Genomic DNA, 23,790 nt, shown 5'->3' with positions numbered 1-23,790 from the left:
GCCCGGCGCCTCAGTGCGCCGCCGCCCGCGCACCGACCGCGGTGCCGAAGGCCTGATAGAGCGGCCGCGAGACGGGATCGTTGGCGGCGTTCCACTCCGGATGCCACTGCACCGCCATCGCGAAGCCCGGCGCCTGCTCGATGACGATCGCCTCCGGCGTCGTGTCGGAAGCGTAGCCTTCGATGACCACGCGCGCCCCCTTGTCGAGGATGCCCTGGCCATGCAGCGAATTCACCATGACCTCCTCGGCGCCGAGGATGCGGGTGAACTGTCCGCCCGGCGCGAGCGACACCGTGTGGCGGTACATGAACTTCTCTTCGATCGTCCCGTCGGGGGGCATCCGATGGTTCATCCGTCCCGGGATCTCGCGGATCTCGGGATGGAGCGTGCCGCCGAAGGCGACGTTGAATTCCTGGAAGCCGCGGCAGATCCCGAAGACCGGCACGCCGCGGGCGACGCATTCGCGGATCAGCGGCAGGGTCACGGCGTCCCGGTCGGGATCGAAGGCGCCGTGCTTCTCGGTCGGTTCGTGACCGTAATGGCTCGGATGGACGTTCGGACGCCCGCCGGTGAAGACGAAACCGTCGCAGGCGTCGAGCAGATCGGCGACCGAGCCGACCATCGGCAGCGCGGGAACCAGAAGCGGCATGGCCCCGGTCAGGGTCGCGACGGCCTCGATATTCGAGAGGCCGACCGCCTGGACCGGGTACTGATCGTTGATCGTCTGGGCGTTACCGGTGATACCGATGACAGGTCTGGGCATTCGAGCGCGCGTCCCCGCGGGGGTGGTTCCGCGTCTGATATAGGGCCGCGCCGCGCCTCCGTCGAGCGCGAACAATCTAGGATTGTATTCCGTCCACGTGGCGCGACCTGCGCGATACCGCGCCCTGGCGCCGGCTCATTCCACCGAGGCGGTCCGCAGTTCGGCGACCGAGCGTACCGTCACCACATCACCCGCGCGTGCGAAGGAATAGGTGGCACCGGGAAGGCCGGGAAGCTCGAAGCTCACGCCGTCGCCATCGCGCATGACCATGACCAGACGGCCGGTCTCGCGCGCGGCGTCGCGCGTCGCATAGGTCGCGGTGACCTTGACGAGACCGGCTTCGGCGCCCTCGGCGGGCTCGTAATAGGCGGTCATGTCGACCGGCCCCTCGTGCAGGCTCATGCCCTGGTTGGGCGCCTTCAGCACGAAATCCTCGGCGAACGCGGGCGCGGCGAGCAGGGCCGCGGCGGCCGCCAGAAGGCTGACCTTCTTCATGATGAGATCCTCCGGTCCAAGATGTCGGGACATGTCGGTCCCGTTCGATGTCGGGACAACCCGTCCCTTTCATGATTCCAAGATGTGGCCCGCCGGGCCCGTTCGCAACCGCGGGAGCCATGCGCTTCCCGCAATCCCGTCTTGCGCCGCGGCATGGTCTCCCTTGACCACTTCTTCACGTTTGTGACAGTCTCCGCCGACCCCGGCGCGCGCGGCCCGGACGGGTACCGGCGCTCCGACGAGATGGCCTCGAAGAACCGGAGCGGCCCATGCGCCTCGACGCCCAGCCCCCCCTGATCCGCCTCGCAGACTATCGCCCGCCCGCGTTTCTGCTCGATCGGGTCGAACTGACCTTCGTGCTCTCGCCCGGCGCGACCCGGGTGCGCGCCCGGCTGCATGCGCGGCCGAATCCGGAGCGCACGGAGGGGGACGCGCCCGACCTTCGGCTCGACGGACGGCGCCTGAAGCTCGTCTCGGCCGCGATCGATGGCGCCGAGGTGCCGGCGAACGCGCTGGTCATCGATGACGAGGGGCTGACGGTCGATGCCGCGCATGTGCCCGACGGGCCGTTCCTGTGGGAAGCCGAGACCGAGATCGCGCCGGATGCGAATACCGCGCTCGAAGGGCTCTACATGTCGAACGGCATGTACTGCACGCAATGCGAGGCGCAGGGATTTCGCAAGATCACCTTCTACCCCGACCGCCCCGATGTGATGGCCCGTTTCAAGGTGCGGATCGAGGGCGAGGCGCCAGTCCTGCTCTCGAACGGCAACCTCGTCGCCTCGGGCAAGGGCTGGGCGGAATGGGAGGACCCGTTCCCGAAGCCCTCCTATCTCTTCGCGCTCGTCGCCGGCGACCTCCGCGCCGTCGAGGACCATTTCAGGACCCGATCCGGCCGCGACGTGCTGCTGCAGATCTGGGTCCGGCCCGGCGACGAGGACCGCTGCGGCTATGCAATGGACGCGCTCAAGCGCTCGATGACCTGGGACGAGGAGGAATACGGGCGCGAATACGATCTCGACCGCTTCATGATCGTCGCGGTCGATGACTTCAACATGGGCGCGATGGAGAACAAGGGGTTGAACATCTTCAACTCCCGCTACGTGCTCGCGAGCCCCGAGACCGCGACCGACGCCGATTACAAGTCGATCGAGACCATCATCGCGCATGAGTATTTCCACAACTGGACCGGCAACCGGATCACCTGCCGCGACTGGTTCCAGCTCTGCCTGAAGGAAGGGCTCACCGTCTTCCGCGACCAGCAGTTCTCGGCCGACCAGCGCTCGGCCGCAGTGAAGCGGATCGAGGACGTGATCCGGCTCCGGGGCGCGCAGTTCCGCGAGGACGGCGGCCCGCTCGCCCACCCGGTCAGACCCGAGGAATACGTCGAGATCAACAATTTCTACACGGCGACGGTCTACGAGAAGGGCGCCGAGGTGATCGGCATGCTCCGCCGCCTCGTGGGTCCCGAAACCTATCGCGCGGCGCTCGATCTCTATTTCGAGCGGCACGACGGCGAGGCCTGCACGATCGAGGACTGGCTGAAGGTCTTCGAGGACGCCTCCGGCCGCGACCTCTCGCAGTTCAAGCTCTGGTATTCGCAGGCGGGCACCCCCCGGGTCGTCGCCGAGGAGGCCTGGAACGACGGGCATTACACGCTCAGCCTCAGCCAGCATGTGCCGCCGACCCCGGGACAGCCTGTGAAGAAGCCGATGGTGATCCCGGTGGCCTATGGGCTGCTCGCCGCCGACGGGACCGAGGTCGATACCGGGCTGATCGAGCTTTCCGAGGAGGGCCGCGCGCTCTCCTGGGACCTGCCCGAGCGGCCCACCGCCTCGCTGCTGCGCGAATTCTCGGCGCCGGTGATCCTCGAACGGAGCCTCAAGGCGGAGGACCGCGCCTTCCTGCTCGCCCATGACGAGGATACCTTCAACAAGTGGGAGGCCGGGCGCGGCGCCGCGCTCGAAGCCATGACCGCCCTCGCCGGCGACGCTAGCGCCGCGACCGATCCGGGCTATGTCGCGGCTCTCGTCACCGTCGCGGATGACACGGATCTCGATCCCGCCTTCAAGGCGCTGCTCCTCGGCCTGCCCTCCGAGGAGGAGGTGATCAGCCATGTCGCGGCGCAGGGCGGCGTGCCCGATCCGACGCGCATCCACGCCGCGCGCGAGGCGTTGACGGTCCGGATCGCCGAGGCGCTCGGGGATCGGGCGGAGCAGCTTTACCGGGCGAACGCGGTCGAGGGTCCCTATGCTCCGGACGCGGCCATGGCGGGACGCCGCGCGCTCCGCGCCCGCGCGCTCGCCTTCCTGACCGCCCGCGACCCGGAGGCCGGGGCGGCGCGCGCGCAGTTCGACTCGGCCGACAACATGACCGAGCGGATGAGCGCCCTGACCCTGCTCGTCGCCCATGGCGCGGGAGACGCGGCGCTTGAGCGGTTTTTCGCCGATTGGCGCCACGACCGGCTGGTCATCGACAAATGGTTCGCCGTCCAGGCCGCCAGCACCCCGCCGGAGACCGCGGCGGAGACGGTTGCCCGGCTGACCGAGCATCCCGATTTCGAATGGCGCAATCCGAACCGGTTCCGCTCCGTGGTCGGAACCTTCGCCATGGCCAATCCGGCGGGATTCCACCGCGCGGACGGCGCGGGATACGCGCTTTTCATCGACTGGATGATCCGGCTCGACCCGTTCAATCCCCAGACCACCGCGCGGCTCACCGCCTCGCTCGGCAACTGGCGGCTCTTCGACGAGCGACGCCAGATCCTGCTCCGGGGGGAACTGGAACGGCTCGCCGCGCTCGAAGGTCTGTCGCGGGATACGGGCGAGATCGTGTCGCGGCTGCTCCGGACGGATGCCTCTTGACGGGGATGCAACATGTCGCGCCTTGCCCAACCGTGACACGCGGCTTGTCACGGTTTCGTCAAGCTGTCAGCGTAGGTGGTCGACCATGAGCGAAGTGTTGGACCAACTGATCGAGGAACGCGCGCCCTGGCTTCGGCGCCGGAGCCCCACCGTGGGCGCCGCGCGAGCGGTTCTCTACCGTCTGTTGCAGTACCAGCGCACGCTGAAGATCAAGGGCGTGCTCGACCCGATGCCGGGTCCGGAGATCCTGCTGTCGCTCGCCGACATGATCGCGCATCACGTCGAGGTCGCCGGCCTCGAGAACCTGCCGAAGTCCGGTCCCTGCCTCGTCGTCTCGAACCACCCGACCGGGATCGCCGATGGCGTCGTGCTCTACGGCGCGCTTGCGAAGCGGCGGCCGGACATCTTCTTCTTCGCGAACGCGGATGCGATCCGCATCCTGCCGCAGCTGAGCGACGTGATCGCGCCCGTCGAATGGCGTCCCGAGAAGCGGAGCCACCGGCAGAACCGCGAGACCATGGCCTATGCCTACAAGGCCTTCGGTGCCGGGCGGGCAGGCGTGCTGTTCCCGTCGGGCCGGCTCGCGAAACGCCGCCGGCTGTCGCTGCATGAGCGGCCCTGGATGGCCTCGGGCGCGATGATGGCGCGGAAGTTCAACCTCCCCATCGTCCCGCTCCACATCCGCGCGCGCAATTCGGCGATGTTCTACATCTTCGACAAGATCCACCCGACGCTTCGCGACATCACGCTGTTCCACGAGGTGCTGAACAAGACGCATCAGCCCTACCGGATCACGGTCGGCAAGCCGATCGACCCGGCGTCGCTGCCGTCCGATTCCGCGCAGGCGATCGAGATCATGAAGGCGCGGACGCTGGAGCTTGGCGGGCACAAGCCCCAGACAGTGCTGACCGCGCCCCGCTACGGACGGCCCACACCTCTGCGGACCGCGCCAGCCTGATCGCTTCCTGGCCGTTGGAGAGCATGGCCGCGCGACGACACGCGGGTTCCCGATACCCCATCCGCGCGCAAGCATGCGACCGGAGTTGGACATCGGCGACGGCTCGACGCGACCCTCTTCGAGAGACCGCGGGACGGAACCGCCGAAGCGTCCGTCCCGCGACTTTTCAGACGAAGAGATCCTCGTAGGCGATGCCGACGTCGATGTCGTTCGGATTGACGACGTTCCCGCTGTCGCCCGGCAACGTGAAACCGATGCCGGCGGGAAGCGCATCAGGCGCGGTCCCGTTGTCGTTGTAGGAACCATAGGCGTAGTACTGCGTGGTCTGCAGCCCGCCCTTGATGACGACGCCCATCAGATCCGCGCCCGGAGCGAGGTCAAGCTGATCACTTTCGATCATCCGCTGAAGAAGCATCTCGATCGAGTCATCAAGATCGTCCGGGAAGGAGCCGGGGACATCGACCTTGACGGTATAGTAGCCGTCCGGATCGCCGTTCGGCTTGGTATCTCCCTCGGTCTGGTTGAAGACGAAGGTCAGGTTCGAGATGTCCTGGCCCCAGAGCGGGAAGTCATCATCGACCGGCTTCGGCGGCGGGCAGGGCTCGCCCAGCGCGATCGCCTTGATCGAACCCTCCGGCGTCGTCGTGCTCGTCGCGCGCACGCCGATGTAATCCACGTCGTCGATCGAATCCACGCCCTGCAGCGTGATCGTTTTCGTCTCGCCCTCGGCCAGATAGGTCCCCTTGTCGGTGCCCGCCGTTCCCAGTCCGGGCGAGGAGAGCTTGGTTGCTCCATCCCAGTCGATCGTCGAGCCCTGGTATTTCGCGCCGTTCATGTTGAGCGGCGCGTCGCGCAACTTGACTGAATCGCCGTCGTTGACATCATCGCCCCAATAGAGCGCGTTGAAGTCAGCGGCGCCCTCCTCGACGCTGATCGTCGCCTGGATCTTGCCATCGGCTTCGAAGACAAGGATGGTGAAATCCAGCCCATCCAAGTTGTAATCAAATTGCTTCGCATATGTCGCCACGATTTTTATCCCTTATTGAAGTGAACTGACCCGGAAATTCCAGCCGCTGGGATACCACCAAGCATGAACTCTGTCATTCGCCTTGATTGGCGCACCAATCATTTTTTGATTTTTGAGCAAAATCAGGTTCTTACATGCAATCCTGGATACCCGGCAGGCGTCGGATATTCGCACGTCGATCAGACACGCTACTTCAGAGTGCAACTAACAATTTTTGTCGAGAAAGAACTGATTCGCGACTAGTCCGCTTTTTCCGCCGTCGTCGCGGTATTCGTGGTCATCGAGACCATCGCGTAATCCGGCGTCATCTCGCAACTCGCGACGATAGGAGGCTCCGACGAGGCCAGGCGGATGACGGCGTTGGCGCCGTTCATGGAGCGCCCGAGCACCCGGACATCATGCGAACTGATGCCGAGCCATTGCGAAAAGGTGATGGCGCAGATCGCATCCTGCCGCCCGGGCCCGGACTCGGGCACGGGAATGTCGCGCTGCACGCAGGCGGCGAGCGCGGGCAGGAGGAGAAGCGCGAGCAGTCTTTTCATGGCATTACCCCGTTCGGTCCGCCGCATCATCACGGCTCCCGCCCTGGCGCGCAAGCACCGACCGCCCCTGCCAGGCCCGTGCCGAGCCCGCGCCGAGCCCTTGCCGCCGGGCGTCCGGGCCAGTAAGACGGCACATCCCAAGCGCATGACTGAGAGCGGAAAGCAGCATGGCCGAGCTCGCCTATACCGACCCGGACCCGAAGATCATTCCCGGCGCCAAGGCCGACTGGGAACTCGTGATCGGCATGGAAGTGCATGCGCAGGTCACGTCGAACTCCAAGCTCTTCTCCGGCGCCTCGACCACCTTCGGCGCCGAGCCGAACACCAACGTCAGCCTCGTCGACGCGGCGATGCCGGGGATGCTGCCGGTCATCAACGGCTATTGCGTCGAACAGGCGGTGCGGACCGGGTTGGGGCTGAAGGCGAAGATCAACCTCTTCTCGCGTTTCGACCGGAAGAACTACTTCTACCCCGACCTGCCGCAAGGCTATCAGATCAGCCAGCTCTATCACCCGATCATCGGCGAGGGCGAGATCCTCGTCGACATGGCGCCGGGGATCGCGCGCAAGGTCCGCGTCGAGCGCATTCATCTGGAGCAGGACGCGGGCAAGTCGGTGCACGATCTCGACCCGAACCTCTCCTATGTCGATCTCAACCGTTCCGGCGTCGCGCTGATGGAGATCGTGTCGAAACCCGACATCCGAGGGCCGGAGGAAGCGGCGGAATATGTCCGCAAGCTGCGCCAGATCCTGCGCTATCTCGGCACCTGCGACGGCAACATGCAGGAAGGCTCGCTCCGGGCGGATGTGAACGTCAGCATCTGCCCGCCCGGTGCCTACGAGAAATACCAGGAGACCCAGGATTTCTCGCATCTCGGCACGCGCTGCGAGATCAAGAACATGAACTCGATGCGCTTCATCCAGGCTGCGATCGAATACGAGGCGCGGCGCCAGATCGCGATCCTCGAAGACGGCGGGACCGTCGAGCAGGAGACCCGGCTCTACGACCCGAACCGGGGCGAAACGCGCTCGATGCGTTCGAAGGAGGAAGCGCATGACTACCGCTACTTCCCCGACCCGGACCTGCTGCCGCTGGAACTCGAACAATCCTTCGTGGACGAGATCGCCGCCGGGCTGCCGGAACTTCCCGACCAGAAGAAGGCGCGGTTCGTGCTCGATTTCGGCATGACCGAGTACGACGCCGGCGTGCTGACCGCCGAGACCGCGAGCGCCGACTATTTCGAGGCGGTTGCGAGCGGCCGCGATGGCAAGACCGCCGCGAACTGGGTCATCAACGAGCTCTTCGGCCGGCTGAACAAGCAGGGGCTCGGCGTCGAGGCGAGCCCGGTCGATCCGGGCCAGCTCGGCGGGCTCATCGACCTGATCGCCGCGGGCGACATCTCGGGCAAGATCGCGAAGGACGTTTTCGAGATACTGTGGTCCGAGGGCGGCGATCCGGCGGAGATCGTCGCGGCGCGCGGTCTGAAGCAGGTCACCGACACCGGCGCGATCGAGGCGGCGGTGGACGCGGTGATCGCCGCGAACCCCGACAAGGTGGCGCAGGCCCAGGCGAAACCCTCGATGGCCGGCTGGTTCGTCGGCCAGGTGATGAAGGCGACGGGCGGCAAGGCCGCGCCGCAAACCGTGAACCAGATGGTCCGCGCGAAGCTCGGGCTGGAGTAGGCGAGGCAGTTCATGAGCTACTACGACTACAAGATCGTTCCCGCGCCGAAGAAGGCGAAGAAGGTCAAGGGCGTCTCCAGCGCCGCCGAACTTTTCGCGCTGACGCTGACCGATGCGATCAACGAACACGCCCGTCAGGGCTGGGAGTACTACGGTTCGGAGGAGCTTGCGATCGAGACGCCCGGCGGCTGGTTCCGCCGCGCCCGCACCGAGGAGCATACGGTGCTTGTTTTCCGCAGGTCGCGTGAACATCTGAGCCCGAGAGTCGCGGGCGAGATGCCGAGGGAAGCGCCGCTGGCGGCCCCGCGGGAAGCGCCCCGTGAACCGCGGCGGGAGACGATGCGCGACGCGCCGAGGGAGATCCCGCGGGAGCTTCCGCGCGACGTTCCCCGCCCACGCGCCGTCGACGAGCCGATCCTCGGCCCCGCGCCGACCGCGCCGAGGCCGCCCGCCAGCGGGCGTTTCCCGACGCTCGGCCCGGCCGGACGGGACTGAGCGGGACCGGGGCAGCCGCGGGGCCGGACCGGGCTCAGTCGGGAGGCGCGAGATCGAGTGCCAGCGCGTGCACGCCGCCCGCGAGTTCCTCCGCGAGCGCCGCATGCACCGCGCGGGAGCGGGCGACGCGGGACATGCCGGCGAAGGCCGTCGCGCGCATGACGACACGGTAATGCGTGCCGCCGCCCTCGCGCCAGCCGCCGTGCCCGCGGTGCTGTTCACTCTCGTCGATGACCTCCAGCCGCGTCGGCGAGAAGGCCGCCTCCAGTTTCCGTTCGATCTGTTCCGGTCTGATCCCGCTCACGATGCCTTCTCTCCCGATCATACCGCCATCGGCCCTTGGCGCGCGGCGGCAAAACACTAAACTCATGCGCCCGAGTCGCAAGACCGCGCCCAGCCGCCCGGAAAGGAACGGCCCCCGATGAGCCGACGCTCTCCATTCGAGTTCGACATCTCCGTCTCCGCCGACAAGAAGCGCCGGGCCCGATCCCGCAGCCAGAGCGGCGCGGTCGAATCCTCGCACCGGACCTGCGACAAGCCCGGCTGCGAGAAGCCCGGCAAGTTCCGCGCGCCGAAATCGCCGGATCACCTCGACGATTTCCTCTGGTTCTGCATGGACCATATCCGCGAGTACAATCTCAAGTGGAACTTCTTCCAGTCGCATTCGGACGCGGAGCTTGAGAAGCAGTTCGCCGCCGACCGGGTCTGGGAACGCCCGACCCAGCCCTTCAGCGGCACGGTCGACCGGGGCAACCGCCCCCATGCCGAAGGCCGCGCCTGGCAGCGGTTCGGCTTCAGCGACGCCGCCGAGCTTCTCGGCGAGAATGCGACGCTCAATCCCGGCACCGCGCGGGGTGCCCCGCGCCGCCGTCGCCTTCCGCCCACCGAACGCAAGGCGCTCGAGATCCTCGACGCGCAGGACACCCAGACCAAGGCCGAGATCCGCAAGATCTACAAGGCGCTGGTCAAGGACCTGCATCCGGACATGAACGGTGGCCGCCGCGACGACGAGGCCCGGCTGGCCGAGGTCGTCTGGGCCTGGGAACAGATCAAGGTGAGCCGGAGCTTCCGCGACTGACACGCGCGGAACGCGGCGGGAACATCGGGGCCGACGCGCGGGTTGCGTCGGAGAGACAATTGGGACACATCAGGGCTGGGCGCGAACGTGCCCGGAGGAGCGACTGAGATGGCGGACGGCGGATTGGACATGGCAGCGGAACCGACGGCGGACATGAGCGTGCGCGATCTCTTCGGGATCGACTCCGACATGACCGTCAAGGGATTCGCGGAACCGACCGACCGGGTCCCGGATATCGACCCGACCTATCGCTTCGACCGCGACACGACGCTCGCGATCCTCGCGGGATTCCAGCACAACCGCCGCGTGATGATCCAGGGCTATCACGGCACCGGCAAGTCGACGCATATCGAACAGGTCGCCGCGCGGCTGAACTGGGCCTGCGTCCGGGTGAACCTCGACAGCCATATCAGCCGCATCGACCTGATCGGCAAGGATGCGATCCGGCTGAAGGACGGGATGCAGGTCACCGAGTTCCAGGAGGGAATTCTGCCCTGGGCCCTTCGCAACCCCGTCGCGATCGTCTTCGACGAATACGACGCCGGGCGCCCGGATGTGATGTTCGTGATCCAGCGCGTGCTCGAGGTCGATGGCAAGCTGACGCTGCTCGACCAGAACACGGTGATTCGGCCGCATCCGTACTTCCGCCTGTTCTCGACCGCCAACACGGTCGGCCTTGGAGACACGACCGGCCTCTATCACGGTACGCAGCAGATCAACCAGGGTCAGATGGACCGCTGGAGTCTCGTGGTCACGCTGAACTACCTGCCCCATGACGACGAGGCGAATATCGTTCTCGCGAAATACCCGATGTATGCGACGCCGGAAGGCAGGAAGACGGTGAGCCAGATGGTGACCGTCGCCGATCTGACCCGCGCCGCCTTCATGAACGGCGACCTCTCGACCGTGATGAGCCCGCGCACCGTGCTCGCCTGGGCCGAGAACGCGCGGATCTTCGGCGACATCGGCTTCGCTTTCCGCCTGACCTTCCTCAACAAATGCGACGAGCTCGAACGGCAGACCGTGGCGGAATTCTACCAGCGCTGCTTCGACAAGGAACTTCCCGAGAGCGCGGCGAGCGTCAGCCTCGGCTGACCGGTCGCCCGACCGGTGAAACTGATGCGATAGCCCCCGCGGCGGCCGGACCGGCGCCTCCGACGCGCCCGCGAGGCTCACGCCCGCCCGCGCCGAGAAATGTCCTTGCGGAGCGACCGCGCGCGCGGTCTATCAGAACCATGAGCAAGCCCAGCGACAATCCCGCCGATCCGTTCAAGAAGGCCCTCGCCGAGGCGACGCGGGCGATGGCGGGCGATCCGGATCTGAGCGTCGGCTTCTCGGTCGATCCGCCGGGGATGAGCAACGAGACCATGCGGCTGCCGCAGGTGACGCGGCGGATGACGCGCGACGAGGTGATGCTGGCGCGCGGGACGGCGGACGCGTACGCGCTCAGGCTGCGTTACCACGACGCGGGGCTGCACCACCGCTATGCGCCGCGCGGAGACATCGCGGCGGCGCTTTTCGAGAGCATGGAAACGGCGCGCTGCGAGGCGATGGGGGCGCGGGCGATGCCCGGGACCGCCGGCAATATCGACGCGCGGATCGCCGAGGAGGCGCGCCGCTACGGCTATGCCGAGATCACCGACCAGACCAAGGCGCCGATGGCGCAGGCGGCCGGCTATCTGCTGCGCCATCTCGCGACCGGGCGGCCGCTGCCGGGCGGCGCGCAGAACGTCATGGATCTCTGGCGCGGCTTCCTCGAACAGAGCGCCGGCGACGCGTTCGAGGAGTTGCGCGACAATCTCGGCGACCAGCGCGCCTTCGCCAAGGCGGCGCGGCACGTGATCGAGGAACTGGGCTACGGCGATCAGCTTGGCGACGACCCCGACGAGCTGACCGAGGACGAGGAGGAAGACGAGTCCGCGGCCGACGAGGATCAGCGGAACGAGGAATCGACGGAAGGCGACTCGCCCGAGCAGGCCGATGACGATTCCTCTTCCGAGGACAATACCTCCGACCAGGCGGGCGACCCGGAGGAGATGCGCGCGGCGGCCGAGGCGCTCGACGAGGGCGACATCGACGAGGAGGTCATGGCCGAGCAGGCCGAGCCGCCGGAGGACGACCTGCCGCCGCCCCATTCCGACGCCGACCCGGGTTACAAGGTCTTTTTGACGAAGTTCGACGAGGAGATCGCCGCCGAGGATCTCGCGGATACGGCGGAACTCGAACGGCTGCGCGCCTATCTCGACCAGCAGCTGGAGCCGCTCAAGGGCGCCGTGTCGCGCCTCGCCAACCGGCTGCAGCGCCGGCTTCAGGCGCAGCAGAACCGCGCCTGGGAATTCGACCTCGAGGAAGGCACGCTCGACGCCGGACGCCTGGCCCGCGTCGTCGCCAATCCGATGACGCCGCTGAGCTTCAAGCGCGAGCGCGACACCGAGTTCCGCGATACCGTGGTGACGCTGCTGCTCGACAATTCCGGCTCGATGCGTGGCCGGCCGATCTCGATCGCGGCGATCTCGGCGGATGTGCTGGCGCGCACGCTGGAGCGCTGTCAGGTCAAGGTCGAGATCCTCGGCTTCACCACCCGTGCCTGGAAGGGCGGTCAGAGCCGCGAGCAATGGCTGGCCCAGCAGCGCCCCGCCCTGCCCGGCCGGCTGAACGACCTCCGTCACATCATCTACAAATCGGCTGAGGCGCCCTGGCGGCGGTCGCGGGCGAACCTCGGGCTGATGATGAAGGAGGGGCTCCTGAAGGAGAACATCGACGGCGAGGCGCTCGAATGGGCGCATCGGCGGCTGACGGGACGCGCCGAAGCACGGCGCATCCTGATGGTGATCTCCGATGGCGCGCCGGTCGATGACTCGACCCTCTCCGTCAATCCGGCGAACTATCTCGAGAAGCATCTGCGCGACGTGATCGCGATGATCGAGCGCCGCCGCGCGGTCGAGCTGATCGCGATCGGCATCGGCCATGACGTCACGCGCTACTACAGCCGCGCGGTGACGATCACCGATGTGGAACAGCTCGCCGGCGCGATGACCGAGCAACTCGCCGCGCTCTTCGACAACGACCCCGGCCGCGCGGCGCGCGAAGGCCGCCGCGGTCGCCGGTGACGTTCCCCGGTGAACACCGGCGGTGAGTTTTCGCTTGGAAAGGAGGAACCTTTGCGCTCAGCACAGGTTGAAACCCGCGTCACGGGGCGCACCCGCGAAGGGACTCCGTGCGCGAACTGGATCTGGCGCGGCGACGGAGGCACGAGATGCGCATTCAAACCGGTGGCATTCTTGGCCTCATCATCCTCGCACTCGACATATGGGCGATCATCTCGGTGATCGGCTCGAACGACAAGACGCTGAACAAGGTGCTCTGGGTGCTCGGCATCCTGGTCCTGCCGGTGGTGGGCTTCATCGCCTGGTTCTTCTTCGGACCCCGGGCCTCGCGCGCCTGAGACCGGGCCGACGCCCGGCGCCTGGCAACTCCTCGACGATCAAAGCGACCCGCGGGGCTCCCGATCCCCGCGGGCAAGGAACCTACGAATGAAGATCTTCGCCTGCCAGAACTGCGGCCAGTTGGTGCATTTCGAGAATGTCGGCTGCGTCCGCTGCGGCTTTCCCCTCGGATACCTGCCCGCGCGAACCACGCTGAGCGCGATGAACCAGGAGACCGACGCCAGCCAGACGCCAGTCAACGGCGACGGCTCGCATTGGCGTGCCTGCAACAACGCGGCGGTGCTCGGCTGCAACTGGCTGGTTCCGGTCGAGTCCGAGGAGCCGTTCTGCGAATCCTGCCGGCTGAACGAGATGGTGCCGGACCTCAATCTCCCCGGCAATCTCGAGCTCTGGCAGGCGATCGAGATCGCCAAGCGCCGCCTCGTCTACGCGCTCATGCGGCTGAACCTGCCCTTCGAGAGCCCCGGCGGCGCCCATTCGCGGCTCCGCTTCCGCTTCCTAGGCGACATCCAGGGACAGGCGCCGGTCCTGACCGGCCACGAGGAAGGCGCGATCACCCTCAACATCGCCGAGGCCGACCCCGCCGAGCGCGAGCGCCGCCGCGAGGCGCTGGGCGAGCCCTACCGCACATTGCTCGGCCATTTCCGGCACGAGGTCGGACATTTCTACTGGGACATGCTGGTGCGCGATTCCGGCCGCGAGGAAGCCTGCCGGGCGATCTTCGGCGACGAGCGGCGGGACTACAACGAGGCCTTGCAGGAGCACTACCGGAACGGCGCCCCGCCCGACTGGCAGATGAACTACGTCTCCGCCTATGCGACCATGCATCCCTGGGAGGATTTCGCCGAGACCTGGACGCATTACCTGCACATCATCGACACGCTCGACACGGCGGCGAGCTTCGGCGTCGCGATCAACCCGGCGGTCTCCGACGAACCGGAGGTCAACACCTGGATCTCCTTCGACCCCTACCGGACAACGGACGTCGACCAGCTCATCGCCGCCTGGGTGCCGCTGACCGTGGCCCTCAACAGCCTCAACCGCAGCATGGGCCAACCGGACCTCTACCCCTTCGCGCTGAGCCTGACGGCGATCGAGAAGGTCCGGTTCATCCACGAACTGGTTCACGAGGGACCGAAGGCGGGCTGACGGTCATGGGGTTCTAGCACGTGTCCGGGGCGCGAGACGCCAGAGGCCCAAGGCGGTTGTGTGCGTCGGAAACCGACCGGCCCTCTGAGTCCATCGAGACGAGCCGTTTGGGTAGGAGCGCTACTTGGCAGGGAATGGCATGCGGCTCGGCACCACCGATCTAACTGAAATCGGCTTCGAACGCGCAGCTGTGTGGCATGCTACGAATGGATGGCTCGCCTACCGATTTCTTGATGGCATCGCGGAACGCATGGCAGCGCGGTTCGCAGCTAGCAACGCGCTTTACGCATTTTGCCTGGGAGATCAAGTTCTCTATATTGGCAAGACCTCTCGGTCTCTAGGGCAGAGATTGAAAGGTTACTGCAAGCCAGCGGGCACCCAGAGCACGAACTGGAAATGCCATGGTCTGATTAAGGATGCTCTCGGGCGCGGGGAGACCGTCGAGATCTTCGCATTCGCTCCGCCTGCGGATCTGATGTTCCGGGGGTTCACAATCAATCTCGCCGGCGGTCTGGAAGATATCCTGATCCTCAAGTTCGCGCCGCCCTGGAACGGCAGAACGAAGGGCCAGACGATCGCTGAAACCGCCGAACGGGAATACAAGGAGTTGGGCGAAGATGGACTGATCGACGATGGCGGGGAAGCGCGATCGGAAATCGGGCGTTTCATGATCCGGCTAAAGCCGACCTACTACAATCGAGGCATCATCAATCCCGGGCGCGCTACAAGTAGTCTTCTCGGCGAGGCCGACGGGCTCCTAACCATTCGCTTTGGCGATGGAATGCCAGCGATCAGCACGCGCATCGATCGGCGCGCAAATGGGAACGGGAGCGTCCGGCTGATCGGCGGCAATCAAATTATCGCCGAATGGTTTCAGCGACACTATCGGCCTGACGAGATCGTCACGGCGCGCATTCTGGGGCGGTATCTGATCGAACTGCTAGCGCCTGCCAACGCAGTTCGGTATTGAAATCTTCGGCCAGATTGGGACGGTCGGCGCATGACGATGACCCCGGGCGCATAGACGACGCCACGCCCCCCAACTTACCGTTGCCGCGTGATCCATAGCACGCCCCCGGCACCAACAGGACGAGCGCCATGGGCAGGGCCATGAGCGTCCCCCCGATCGTGGCGCTCTAGTCGGCGACGGCCTGCCCGGCTCCAGCACGAGCATCCGGATCGCGAGGGCCGGGCGCATGCCTCTCTCATAGGTTGAATCGTGGTTTGCGGAACCTATCCTTCATTGACCGTGATCGCAAACGCTCGATAAACCGGAGCGAGGGCGTGCCGGCGGGCGGGCGCCAGCGCGGAGAGAGAATGTTTCAGGATTTCCGGCGACGCACCACGCCCGCGACGGGGGCTCCGAGACTGGCGGCGCTCCGGGGCGCGATGGCGGAGGCCGGGGTGGACGCCTTTCTCATCCCCCGCGCCGACGCGCATCAGGGCGAGAACGTGGCGCCCCGCGACGAGCGTCTGGCCTGGCTCACGAGTTTCACCGGCTCGGCCGGGATGGCGGTGGCGGCGCGCGATCACGCCGCGATCTTCGTCGATGGCCGCTATCGGCTGCAGGTCCGCGATCAGGTGGATGTCGGCCTGTTCGAGCCGCTGCGCATTCCAGAGGACAGCCTGGGCGACTGGCTCGCCTCGGTTCTGACCGGTGGCGGCCGCGTCGGCTTCGATCCCTGGCTTCACACGCAAGGCGAGATCGATCGCCTCGCGGGCGTGCTCGAACCCCGGCAGGTCAGCCTCGTCCGGGTGCCGAACCTGATCGATACGGTCTGGACCGACCAGCCCGCGCCGCCCGCCGAGCCGATCGTCCCGCATCCGGAAGGCTTCGCCGGCCGGTCATCGGCGGAGAAACGGGCGGAGCTCGCGGCCGGACTGGTCAAGCGCGACCTCGCCGCCTTCGTCCTGACATTTCCCGATTCGATCGCCTGGCTCCTGAATATCCGCGGGTCCGACATCGCGCGCACGCCGGTGCCGCTCGCCCTAGCCATTCTTGGCGCCGATGGGCGGGTCAGCCTCTTCATCGATCCCGCCCAGGCGGGGCCTGACGTGCGCGACCATCTCGGTCCCGAGGTCATCGTGGCGCCGCGCGCGGACTTCGGCCCGGCGCTCGACGCGCTCGAGGGTCGCGTCGGAGTCGACAAGGTCCGCGCGCCGGTCTGGGTCGCCGACCGGCTGCGCGACGGCGGGAGCGAGGTCGTGTGGGAGACCGATCCCTGCCTGCTGCCGAAGGCCCGGAAGACGGAGGCGGAACTGGCCGGCGCGCGCGCCGCGCATCTGCGCGACGCGGCGGTGATGGCGGATTTCCTCGCCTGGCTCGATGCCGCGGGGCCCCGCGGCGACCTGACCGAGATCGACGTGGTGACGAAGCTCGAGTCGCTTCGGACCGCGACGGGCGCGCTGCGCGACATTTCCTTCGAGACGATCTGCGGCGCCGGGCCGAACGGCGCCATCGTGCATTACCGCGTGACCGAGGAGAGCAACCGGCCGGTCCGCCCCGGCGAGCTCCTTCTCGTCGACAGCGGCGGGCAATATCCGGACGGCACGACCGACATCACCCGCACCGTGGCGATCGGTCCCGTGCCCGGGGAGGCGATCCGCCCGTTCACCCTGGTCCTGAAGGGTCTCATCGCCGTGTCGCGTCTGCGCTGGCCGGAGGGGCGCACCGGTCGGGACATCGACGTTTTCGCACGCGCGGCGCTCTGGCAGGCGGGGCTCGACTTCGATCATGGCACCGGGCATGGCGTCGGCGCCTATCTCGGTGTGCATGAGGGCCCGCAAAGCCTGTCGGGCCGGGGAACCGAGCCGCTCCTGCCGGGAATGATCGTGTCGGTAGAGCCCGGCTACTACCGCGAGGGGGCGTTCGGGATTCGAACCGAGAACCTCTCCGCCGTCCGGACGGCGGAGATCCCCGAGGGTGGCGAAAGGCTGATGCTTGGCTTCGAGACGCTCACCCTGGTGCCGATCGACCGCCGCCTGATCGATCCGGGCCTGCTCGGCCTCGAGGATAAGGCCTGGCTCGACGCCTATCACGCCCGCGTGCTCGCCGAGGTGGGACCGGCGGTCGCTCCCGAAACCGCGCGGTGGCTCGCCGCCGCCTGCGCGCCTATCTGAGACCATTGCTTGCCGAAAGGACCAGCCGATGCTGACAGCCAAGATCCGAGTCCAGCCCGCGGAGGGCAGCTGGGTCGTCCGAGCCGATGGCGCGGTGATCGGGGACAGCAAGCGGGCGCTCGAACTGCTCGAGCAGAACCGGGAGCCGGTGATCTATTTCCCGCGCGAGGATCTGGCCATGGCCTTTCTCGAAGCCTCCGACACCTCGCTGCCGAACACCCAGAAGGGCCGGGCGAGCTTCTTCAACGTCGTCCTGAAGAGCCGCTCCATCGATGACGCCGCCTGGACCATCGAGGAGCCGTCCGAGGAAGCCGCCAGGATCGCGGGCTATGTCGCATTCGACCCGAGCCTGGTGACGATCGAACAGCTCTGACGGCCTCCGGTCCGGCGGCTCGCGGAACCGGATTCAGCTCTCCAGCAGCGCCCGGGCCGCGGCCCGGGCCGCGTCGGTGACAGTATCGCCCGCGAGCATGCGCGCGATCTCTTCGACGCGTGCCGCCTGGCCAAGCGGCTCGACCTTCGTCACCGCCGCGCCGCCCTCGATCACCTTGCCGACGCGCCAGTGGTGCCCGCCCCGCGCGGCGACCTGCGGCGAATGCGTGACGACGAGCACCTGCGCCTCCGCCCCCAGCGCGCGCAGCCGGCGCCCGACCGCGTCCGCGGTCGCACCGCCGACGCCCCGGTCGATCTCGTCGAAGATGAGCGTTGGGTCCTCGCCGCGCGCGCTGAGGCAGACCTTGAGCGCGAGCAGGAAGCGCGAGAGTTCGCCACCCGAGGCGACCCGCTCCAGCGGCCCCGCGGGCGCGCCCGGATTGGTCGCCGCCGCGAACCGCACCCTGTCGGCTCCGTCCGGCCCCGGTTCCCCCGGTTCGATCTCCGTCAGGAAGAGCGCGCGGCCGAGGCGAAGCGGTTCAAGCTGCTCCAGCATCGCAGCGTCGAGCCGGGCGGCGCCGGCGCGGCGGCTTTCGGAGACCCGCGTCGCCGCCTCGGCATGGGCGGCCTCCGCCTCCCCGACCGCGGCGGTGAGCCGGGCGATCTCGTCGGCGCCCTGGGTGACGCGGGCATGTCGCGCGCGCAGATCCTCGGCGAGTTCGGGCAGAAGCTCGGGCGCGACGTTGTGCTTGCGGGCCAGCCCCCGGATCGCGAACAGCCGTTCCTCCACCGCGTCGAGTTCCCCCGGATCGGACGCGAGGCTTTCGAGCAGCGCCTCGACCGCCCCGGCGGCGGTGGAAAGCTCGTCCAGCACGCGCGCCAGCGCGTCGAGCACCGGGTCGACCGCGCCCTCAGCCTCCTCCGCGGCGCCTTCGAGCCAGCGGAGCGCCTGAACGAGCGGCCCCTCCGCGCCCTCGGGCCCCAGCGCCTCGGCGGCCTTGGCCACATCCTCCCGTATCCGGGCTGCCGCGCGCAGCACCCGGCGCCGGGCGTCAAGCTCGGGTTCCTCATTCGCCGCCGGGCTCAGCGCGTCGAGCTCGGACAGCGCGTGTTCGATGTAATCCGCGTCCCGCGCCGCGTCTTCGAGCGCCCGTTCCTCGGCGTCGAGCGCCTTGCGCGCCTCCGAGAGCGCTGTCCAGCCGGCGCGCGTCGCGGCGAGAAGGGGCTCGTGCCCGGCATAGGCGTCGAGGAGCGCGCGATGTCCACGCGGATCGAGCAGGCCGCGGTCGTCGCCCTGGCCATGAAGCTCGACCAGCAGGTCCGAGAGACCGCGCAAGGTCTCCGCCGCGACCCGGCGGTCGTTCACATAGGCCTGCCGCCGGCCCTCCGCGCTCACCGTCCGCCGCAGGATGAGCTCACCTGCGCCCTCGATCCCCGCCTCCGACAAGACGCCGAATGCGGCATGACCGGCGGGCAGCGCGAACTCCGCGGTGACCTCGCCCTGCGCCGCGCCCGGCCGGACCAGATCCGCCCGCGTCCGCCATCCGAGCACGAAGCCGAGCGAGTCGAGCAGGATCGACTTGCCCGCCCCGGTCTCGCCGGTCAGCACGTTGAGGCCCGGGGCGAAGGTCAGATCCGCCTCGGCGATCAGGAGCATGTCCCGGATGGCGAGCGTGCTCAGCACCTGGCCCCTCCCGCGACGCCGCGCGTTGTCGTCAGCGCCATTCCCCGAGGACCACCTGACGGTAGGTCCGGTTGAGCCAGCCGTCGCCGACATTGCCGGGCTGAAGCCCCTGCCCCGTCAGCAGCGCATAGGCGCGCAGGTACCAGGTCGTGCCCTGGAAATTGTGGCCCAGGATCGCGCCGGCCGTGCGCGCTTCCTCGGTAAGACCGAGCGAGAGATAGGCCTCGACCAGACGATAGAGCGCCTCGGGCGTCTGTGTCGTGGTCTGGTACTCCTCGACCACGACGCGGAACCGGTTGATCGCAGCGGTGAAGTGACCCCGGCCGAGGTAGTACCGGCCGATCTCCATCTCCTTGCCCGCGAGATGATCGAGAGCGAGCTCGAACTTCAGCTGCGCCGACTTGGCGTATTCGCTGTCCGGATAGCGCTCGATGATGTCGCGCATCTCCTGCAGCGCCTGGAAGGTGTTGTCCTGGTCGCGGCCGATATCGACGATCTGGTCGTAGTAGGAGAGCGCGATGATGAACTGCGCATAGGGCGCATCGACATCGGCGGGGAAGAATTCGAGATACCGTTCAGCCGCCGAGCGGCTCTCGTCGTACATCGCCGCCTCGTGATAGGCGAAGGCTGACATCAGCATCGCGCGCTTCGCCCAATCGGAATACGGGTATAGGCGCTCAACTTCGCCAAAGGTCTCGCCGGCCTGCTCGGCCCCGCCCTCCGCGAGCAAGCGCTCGCCGTCAAGGTAGATCTCCTCGGGCGTTCTGGTCTCCAGCGCGGCTTCGGCGTCGCCGAACCTCGGCAAGTGGTAATCGCCGGAGCACCCCGCGACCGCGGTGGTGCCGAGAATGACCAGGAGCGCCAGACCACGACCTGTCAAACGCTCCATTCGCATCCTGACCCTCAGTAGTTCCGGCCCGGACGGCCCTCATCGCGGCCGCTCCGGCGGGTTCAGTTAGCACAGCTTTTCGAGGGGGGTAAAACGAAAAGCGCAGCCCGATCACGGGCCGCGCCAAGACCTGCCATCTCAGCCGGCGCGGGCGATGTCGCCGGCGTCGATCCCCGCGCCGGGCAGCGCCCCGGCCTCCTCCGCGTCGAGCATCGCCTCTTCCCAGGCGCCCTCGGTCGCGAACATCTTGCGGAGCAGACGGTTCGTCACCCCATGGCCGGCCCGCACGCCGCGATAGGCGCCGATGATCGGTGCCCCCGCCAGCGCGAGGTCGCCGAGCGCGTCGAGCATCTTGTGCCGGACGAACTCGTCCGACCGGCGCAGCCCGCCGGGGTTCAGGATCTTCTCGCCATCGACCACGATCGCATTGTCGAGCGAACCGCCGAGCGCGAGACCTCGCGCCTGCATCGCCTCGACATCCTGCCGGCGGCAGAAGGTCCGGCAATCGGCCAGTTCATGCAGGAAGGTGCCGTTCACCATCGACAGCGCCTTGTGCTGACGGCTGATCGCCGCGTCGGCGAAGTCGATCTCGAAATCGATCGTGAGCGCCGCCGCCGGGCGCAGTTCGGCGAAGACGCCGCCCTTTTCCTCGAGCGTTATCGGCTTCAGCACCCGGATCGCCCGCGGCGCGCCGTCGAGCGTCGTCAGTCCGGTCCTCAGGATCGCATGTGCGAACCGCAGTGCGCTGCCGTCCATGATCGGCACTTCCGGCCCGTCGATATCGATCATCGCATGCGTGACCCCCGTGCCGGCGAGCGCCGCCATCAGGTGCTCCACCGTGGAGACGGAAACCCCGGCCTCGTTCGACAGGAGCGTGCAGAGCGTCGTGTCGGTCACGCGGTCGTAGCGCGCGGGAATGATGTTGTCGCGGTCGGTCACATCGCTGCGTCGGAACCGGATTCCCCCCTGGGTCGCCGGCCGCAGAATCAGGCGCGCCGGGCGGCCCGAGTGGAGGCCCATGCCGACGAGCGACACATCTCGCTTCAAAGTCGTTTGCATCTCAGCCCTCGATTTCGGTGAATTCGCGACGCGCGCCATCGGACGCGGTCCCGCCGTGTTGCTCTGAACTTAGGAACTTGTTCGAACTGTCACAAATCAAGCTTTGTGACCGTTTGTAACAGTGTTCGTCGCATCTTCCACGCGGTTGTTCAGAAAAAGGGCGGCGCGGAGAAGTCGAACCCGCGCGCGCCAGCGCCCGAGGCCCGACCAGCCGCCCCTTGAGCGCGGCATGGGCGCGACCGGCGCCCCCGTCGGCTCGATTGCCAACCGATGCCTTCTCGCCTTTCCGCCCGTCGTTGCCGGGACGACCCATCCGAACGCCCCCCGGCTGTCCGCCGGGCATGGCGGGCTCGATGCCGGCCGGTGTGACCCGTGCGAGGCCCGGCGGCCACGCCAAGAAAAAAGGCACCCGATCAGGGTGCCTTGGAGGTCACTTGGGGGGAAGTGGCCTTGAGTTCGGGGAACCTCGCTCAATTCGCCTGGCGGCGGAGGAAGGCGGGAATGTCGACGCGCTCGCGCTCGTTGTCGTCGTAGTCCTGCTCCGGAAGCCGCTCGTCATGCTGCCGCGCAATACCGGGGTCCTCGGCCCGCGGCCGGACTTCCTCGCGATGGGTCTGGCCGGTCATGCGGTGGATCAGGCTATTGATCGTGAGCCGGCTGTGGCGCTCCGCCTCCCGGGGGGGCTGGCCCTGGATCATCGGCGGCGCCTTCGGCACGTTCTGAACGGCGGCCTGGAGCCGGCGCAGCGCCTCGGGCGACGGCTCGCCCGGACGGCGGATCTGTCCGTCCTCGCCCGCGTCGATCTTCGGCTGGCCGAAGGGCGCCGTGCGCTGCGGAACCTGGGCGGGGCGCGCCACCTGCTCGGCGTAGGCCGCCGGATGCGTCTGGGGCGCCTCGGGCTCGGCGAAATGCGCGGGCTGCGCCGGGGCGGCCGCGACCGGGCGCGCCGGGGCGACCGGCTGCGCCGGGGCCGCGACGGGATCGGCGAGCTTCGCCTTCACCGGCGTCTCGTTCTCCGCGCGGAGATGGGCGTCGATCCCGGTCGCGACGACCGAGACGCGCATCATGCCGTCCATCTCGGGATCGAGCGTCGAGCCCACCATGATGTTCGCATCCGGATCGACCTCGGAGCGGATGCGGTTCGCCGCCTCGTCGAGCTCGAAGAGCGTGAGGTCGGGGCCGGCGGTGATGTTGATGAGCACGCCCTGGGCGCCCTTCAGGCTGATCTCGTCGAGCAGCGGGTTGGCGATCGCCTTCTCCGCCGCCTGGACGGCGCGATCCTCGCCGGTCGCCTCGCCGGTGCCCATCATCGCCTTGCCCATCTCGTTCATCACCGAACGGACATCGGCGAAGTCGAGGTTGATCATGCCGGGCCGCACCATCAGGTCGGTGACACCCTTCACACCCTGGTAGAGCACGTCATCGGCCAGCGCGAAGGCCTCGGTGAAGGTGGTCTTCTCGTTGGCGAGCCGGAACAGGTTCTGGTTCGGAATGATGATCAGCGTGTCGACGTGCTTCTGCAGCTCCTCGACGCCGTGCTCGGCCTGCCGCATCCGGCGGGAGCCTTCGAACTGGAACGGCTTGGTCACGACGCCGACGGTCAGCACGCCCATCTCGCGCGCGGCCTTGGCGATGATCGGCGCGGCGCCGGTGCCGGTGCCGCCGCCCATGCCGGCGGTGATGAAGCACATGTGGCAGCCGGACAGCCGGTCCACGATATCCTCGATCGATTCCTCGGCGGCCGCGGCGCCGACCTCGGGCCGGGCGCCGGCGCCGAGCCCCTCGGTCACTCGCGCGCCGAGTTGAAGCTTGTTCCCGGCGCGGCTCTGCTGCAGGGCCTGGGCGTCGGTATTGGCCACGACGAATTCGCAGCCCTCCAGCGCGTTCTCGATCATGTTGTTGACGGCGTTGCCGCCCGCGCCGCCGACACCGATCACGGTGATACGGGGGCTGAGATCATTGGTAACGGGAATGCTCAAATTCAACGCCATGGTTCTAGGTCCGCCTGTCCTGTTTGCCCCTGCCACCGCGCCCCCGCGCGGATTCTTCTTGCTTGATTCGAAGCGTAGCGGGAAACCCCGCAAGGGTCACGCAAAAATAACAGGTCAAGCCCAACATGTTGGGGATTGTCGCAAGATGCACTTATAAGCATCAGCTGTTGCACAAA

At 67.6% G+C, this 23,790-nt stretch carries 21 protein-coding genes; 12 read left to right on the top strand and 9 right to left on the bottom strand.

All coding sequences use genetic code 11. The features are described from left to right. Positions 1-10: 10 nt before the first annotated feature. The gene (locus tag ACLJK8_RS07420; RefSeq protein WP_413149476.1) at positions 11-763 is read right to left on the bottom strand and encodes a gamma-glutamyl-gamma-aminobutyrate hydrolase family protein; all 753 of its coding nucleotides are present in this window, start codon (positions 761-763) and stop codon (positions 11-13) included. A 135-nt stretch (positions 764-898) separates the two neighbouring features. Continuing rightward, positions 899-1,258: a hypothetical protein gene (locus ACLJK8_RS07415; RefSeq protein WP_413149475.1), complete on the bottom strand. Its 360-nt coding sequence runs from the start codon at positions 1,256-1,258 to the stop codon at positions 899-901. Between the two features lie 269 nt (positions 1,259-1,527). Here ACLJK8_RS07415 and pepN point away from each other — a divergent pair, with 269 nt between their 5' ends. Together pepN and ACLJK8_RS07405 are read left to right on the top strand one after the other, a co-directional pair. Beyond that, entirely contained in the window at positions 1,528-4,122 is a 2,595-nt protein-coding gene (gene pepN / locus ACLJK8_RS07410; RefSeq protein ID WP_413149473.1) for an aminopeptidase N, read from the top strand. Positions 4,123-4,207: 85 nt separating this feature from the next. After that, positions 4,208-5,080 (top strand): 1-acyl-sn-glycerol-3-phosphate acyltransferase, encoded by an 873-nt coding sequence (locus ACLJK8_RS07405; RefSeq protein WP_413149472.1) that lies wholly within the window; start codon positions 4,208-4,210, stop codon positions 5,078-5,080. A 166-nt stretch (positions 5,081-5,246) separates the two neighbouring features. Here ACLJK8_RS07405 and ACLJK8_RS07400 read toward each other — a convergent pair whose 3' ends face one another. Both ACLJK8_RS07400 and ACLJK8_RS07395 read right to left on the bottom strand, forming a co-directional pair. Continuing rightward, complete coding sequence (locus tag ACLJK8_RS07400; RefSeq protein ID WP_413149471.1) at positions 5,247-6,107, bottom strand: hypothetical protein; 861 nt, start codon at positions 6,105-6,107, stop codon at positions 5,247-5,249. A 239-nt stretch (positions 6,108-6,346) separates the two neighbouring features. Then, the gene (locus ACLJK8_RS07395; protein ID WP_413149470.1) at positions 6,347-6,649 is read right to left on the bottom strand and encodes a hypothetical protein; all 303 of its coding nucleotides are present in this window, start codon (positions 6,647-6,649) and stop codon (positions 6,347-6,349) included. 167 nt (positions 6,650-6,816) lie between these two features. On the opposite strand from ACLJK8_RS07395, the gene gatB reads away from it, so the two are divergent. Then, positions 6,817-8,331: an Asp-tRNA(Asn)/Glu-tRNA(Gln) amidotransferase subunit GatB gene (gatB, locus tag ACLJK8_RS07390; protein ID WP_413149469.1), complete on the top strand. Its 1,515-nt coding sequence runs from the start codon at positions 6,817-6,819 to the stop codon at positions 8,329-8,331. Between the two features lie 12 nt (positions 8,332-8,343). After that, positions 8,344-8,826: a hypothetical protein gene (locus ACLJK8_RS07385; protein WP_413149468.1), complete on the top strand. Its 483-nt coding sequence runs from the start codon at positions 8,344-8,346 to the stop codon at positions 8,824-8,826. A 34-nt stretch (positions 8,827-8,860) separates the two neighbouring features. Here the strand turns inward: ACLJK8_RS07385 and ACLJK8_RS07380 are convergent, their stop codons facing one another. Further along, entirely contained in the window at positions 8,861-9,130 is a 270-nt protein-coding gene (locus tag ACLJK8_RS07380; protein ID WP_413149467.1) for a BolA family protein, read from the bottom strand. Positions 9,131-9,247: 117 nt separating this feature from the next. Here ACLJK8_RS07380 and ACLJK8_RS07375 point away from each other — a divergent pair, with 117 nt between their 5' ends. The 8 genes from ACLJK8_RS07375 to ACLJK8_RS07340 all read left to right on the top strand — a co-directional run bounded on the left by ACLJK8_RS07375 (position 9,248) and on the right by ACLJK8_RS07340 (position 17,992). Next, entirely contained in the window at positions 9,248-9,904 is a 657-nt protein-coding gene (locus ACLJK8_RS07375) for a DnaJ domain-containing protein (RefSeq protein WP_413149466.1), read from the top strand. Positions 9,905-10,012: 108 nt separating this feature from the next. After that, complete coding sequence (gene cobS, locus ACLJK8_RS07370; protein WP_413149465.1) at positions 10,013-10,999, top strand: cobaltochelatase subunit CobS; 987 nt, start codon at positions 10,013-10,015, stop codon at positions 10,997-10,999. A gap of 140 nt (positions 11,000-11,139) precedes the next feature. Beyond that, positions 11,140-13,014, top strand: a complete 1,875-nt coding sequence (gene cobT, locus ACLJK8_RS07365) for a cobaltochelatase subunit CobT (protein ID WP_413149464.1) — start codon at positions 11,140-11,142, stop codon at positions 13,012-13,014. A gap of 146 nt (positions 13,015-13,160) precedes the next feature. Continuing rightward, positions 13,161-13,349 carry a PLD nuclease N-terminal domain-containing protein gene (locus ACLJK8_RS07360; protein WP_413149463.1) on the top strand — a complete coding sequence of 63 codons (189 nt, stop codon included), beginning with the start codon at positions 13,161-13,163 and terminating at the stop codon, positions 13,347-13,349. Between the two features lie 88 nt (positions 13,350-13,437). After that, the gene (locus tag ACLJK8_RS07355) at positions 13,438-14,499 is read left to right on the top strand and encodes a putative zinc-binding metallopeptidase (RefSeq protein WP_413149462.1); all 1,062 of its coding nucleotides are present in this window, start codon (positions 13,438-13,440) and stop codon (positions 14,497-14,499) included. A 124-nt stretch (positions 14,500-14,623) separates the two neighbouring features. Beyond that, positions 14,624-15,469, top strand: a complete 846-nt coding sequence (locus tag ACLJK8_RS07350; protein ID WP_413149461.1) for a GIY-YIG nuclease family protein — start codon at positions 14,624-14,626, stop codon at positions 15,467-15,469. A gap of 347 nt (positions 15,470-15,816) precedes the next feature. Next, complete coding sequence (locus ACLJK8_RS07345; RefSeq protein ID WP_413149460.1) at positions 15,817-17,619, top strand: aminopeptidase P family protein; 1,803 nt, start codon at positions 15,817-15,819, stop codon at positions 17,617-17,619. Positions 17,620-17,647: 28 nt separating this feature from the next. Beyond that, the gene (locus ACLJK8_RS07340) at positions 17,648-17,992 is read left to right on the top strand and encodes a DUF427 domain-containing protein (RefSeq protein WP_413149459.1); all 345 of its coding nucleotides are present in this window, start codon (positions 17,648-17,650) and stop codon (positions 17,990-17,992) included. Positions 17,993-18,025: 33 nt separating this feature from the next. Here ACLJK8_RS07340 and recN read toward each other — a convergent pair whose 3' ends face one another. From recN to ftsZ, 4 genes are all read right to left on the bottom strand, one after another. After that, positions 18,026-19,675: a DNA repair protein RecN gene (recN, locus tag ACLJK8_RS07335; RefSeq protein WP_413149458.1), complete on the bottom strand. Its 1,650-nt coding sequence runs from the start codon at positions 19,673-19,675 to the stop codon at positions 18,026-18,028. 31 nt (positions 19,676-19,706) lie between these two features. Continuing rightward, positions 19,707-20,564: an outer membrane protein assembly factor BamD gene (locus ACLJK8_RS07330; RefSeq protein WP_413149457.1), complete on the bottom strand. Its 858-nt coding sequence runs from the start codon at positions 20,562-20,564 to the stop codon at positions 19,707-19,709. A gap of 138 nt (positions 20,565-20,702) precedes the next feature. Next, a complete protein-coding gene (gene lpxC / locus ACLJK8_RS07325; protein ID WP_413149456.1) occupies positions 20,703-21,623 on the bottom strand; it encodes a UDP-3-O-acyl-N-acetylglucosamine deacetylase in 921 nt (306 codons plus the stop codon). A 470-nt stretch (positions 21,624-22,093) separates the two neighbouring features. Next, entirely contained in the window at positions 22,094-23,614 is a 1,521-nt protein-coding gene (gene ftsZ / locus ACLJK8_RS07320; protein WP_413149455.1) for a cell division protein FtsZ, read from the bottom strand. Positions 23,615-23,790: the final 176 nt, after the last annotated feature.

Origin of the sequence: Amaricoccus sp. W119 (assembly GCF_047275745.1) — a bacterium.
In the GTDB taxonomy this organism is placed as follows: Bacteria; Pseudomonadota; Alphaproteobacteria; order Rhodobacterales; family Rhodobacteraceae; genus Amaricoccus.
Note: the sequence above shows the minus strand (reverse complement) of the source record. Positions and strands in the feature narration are given on the sequence as shown.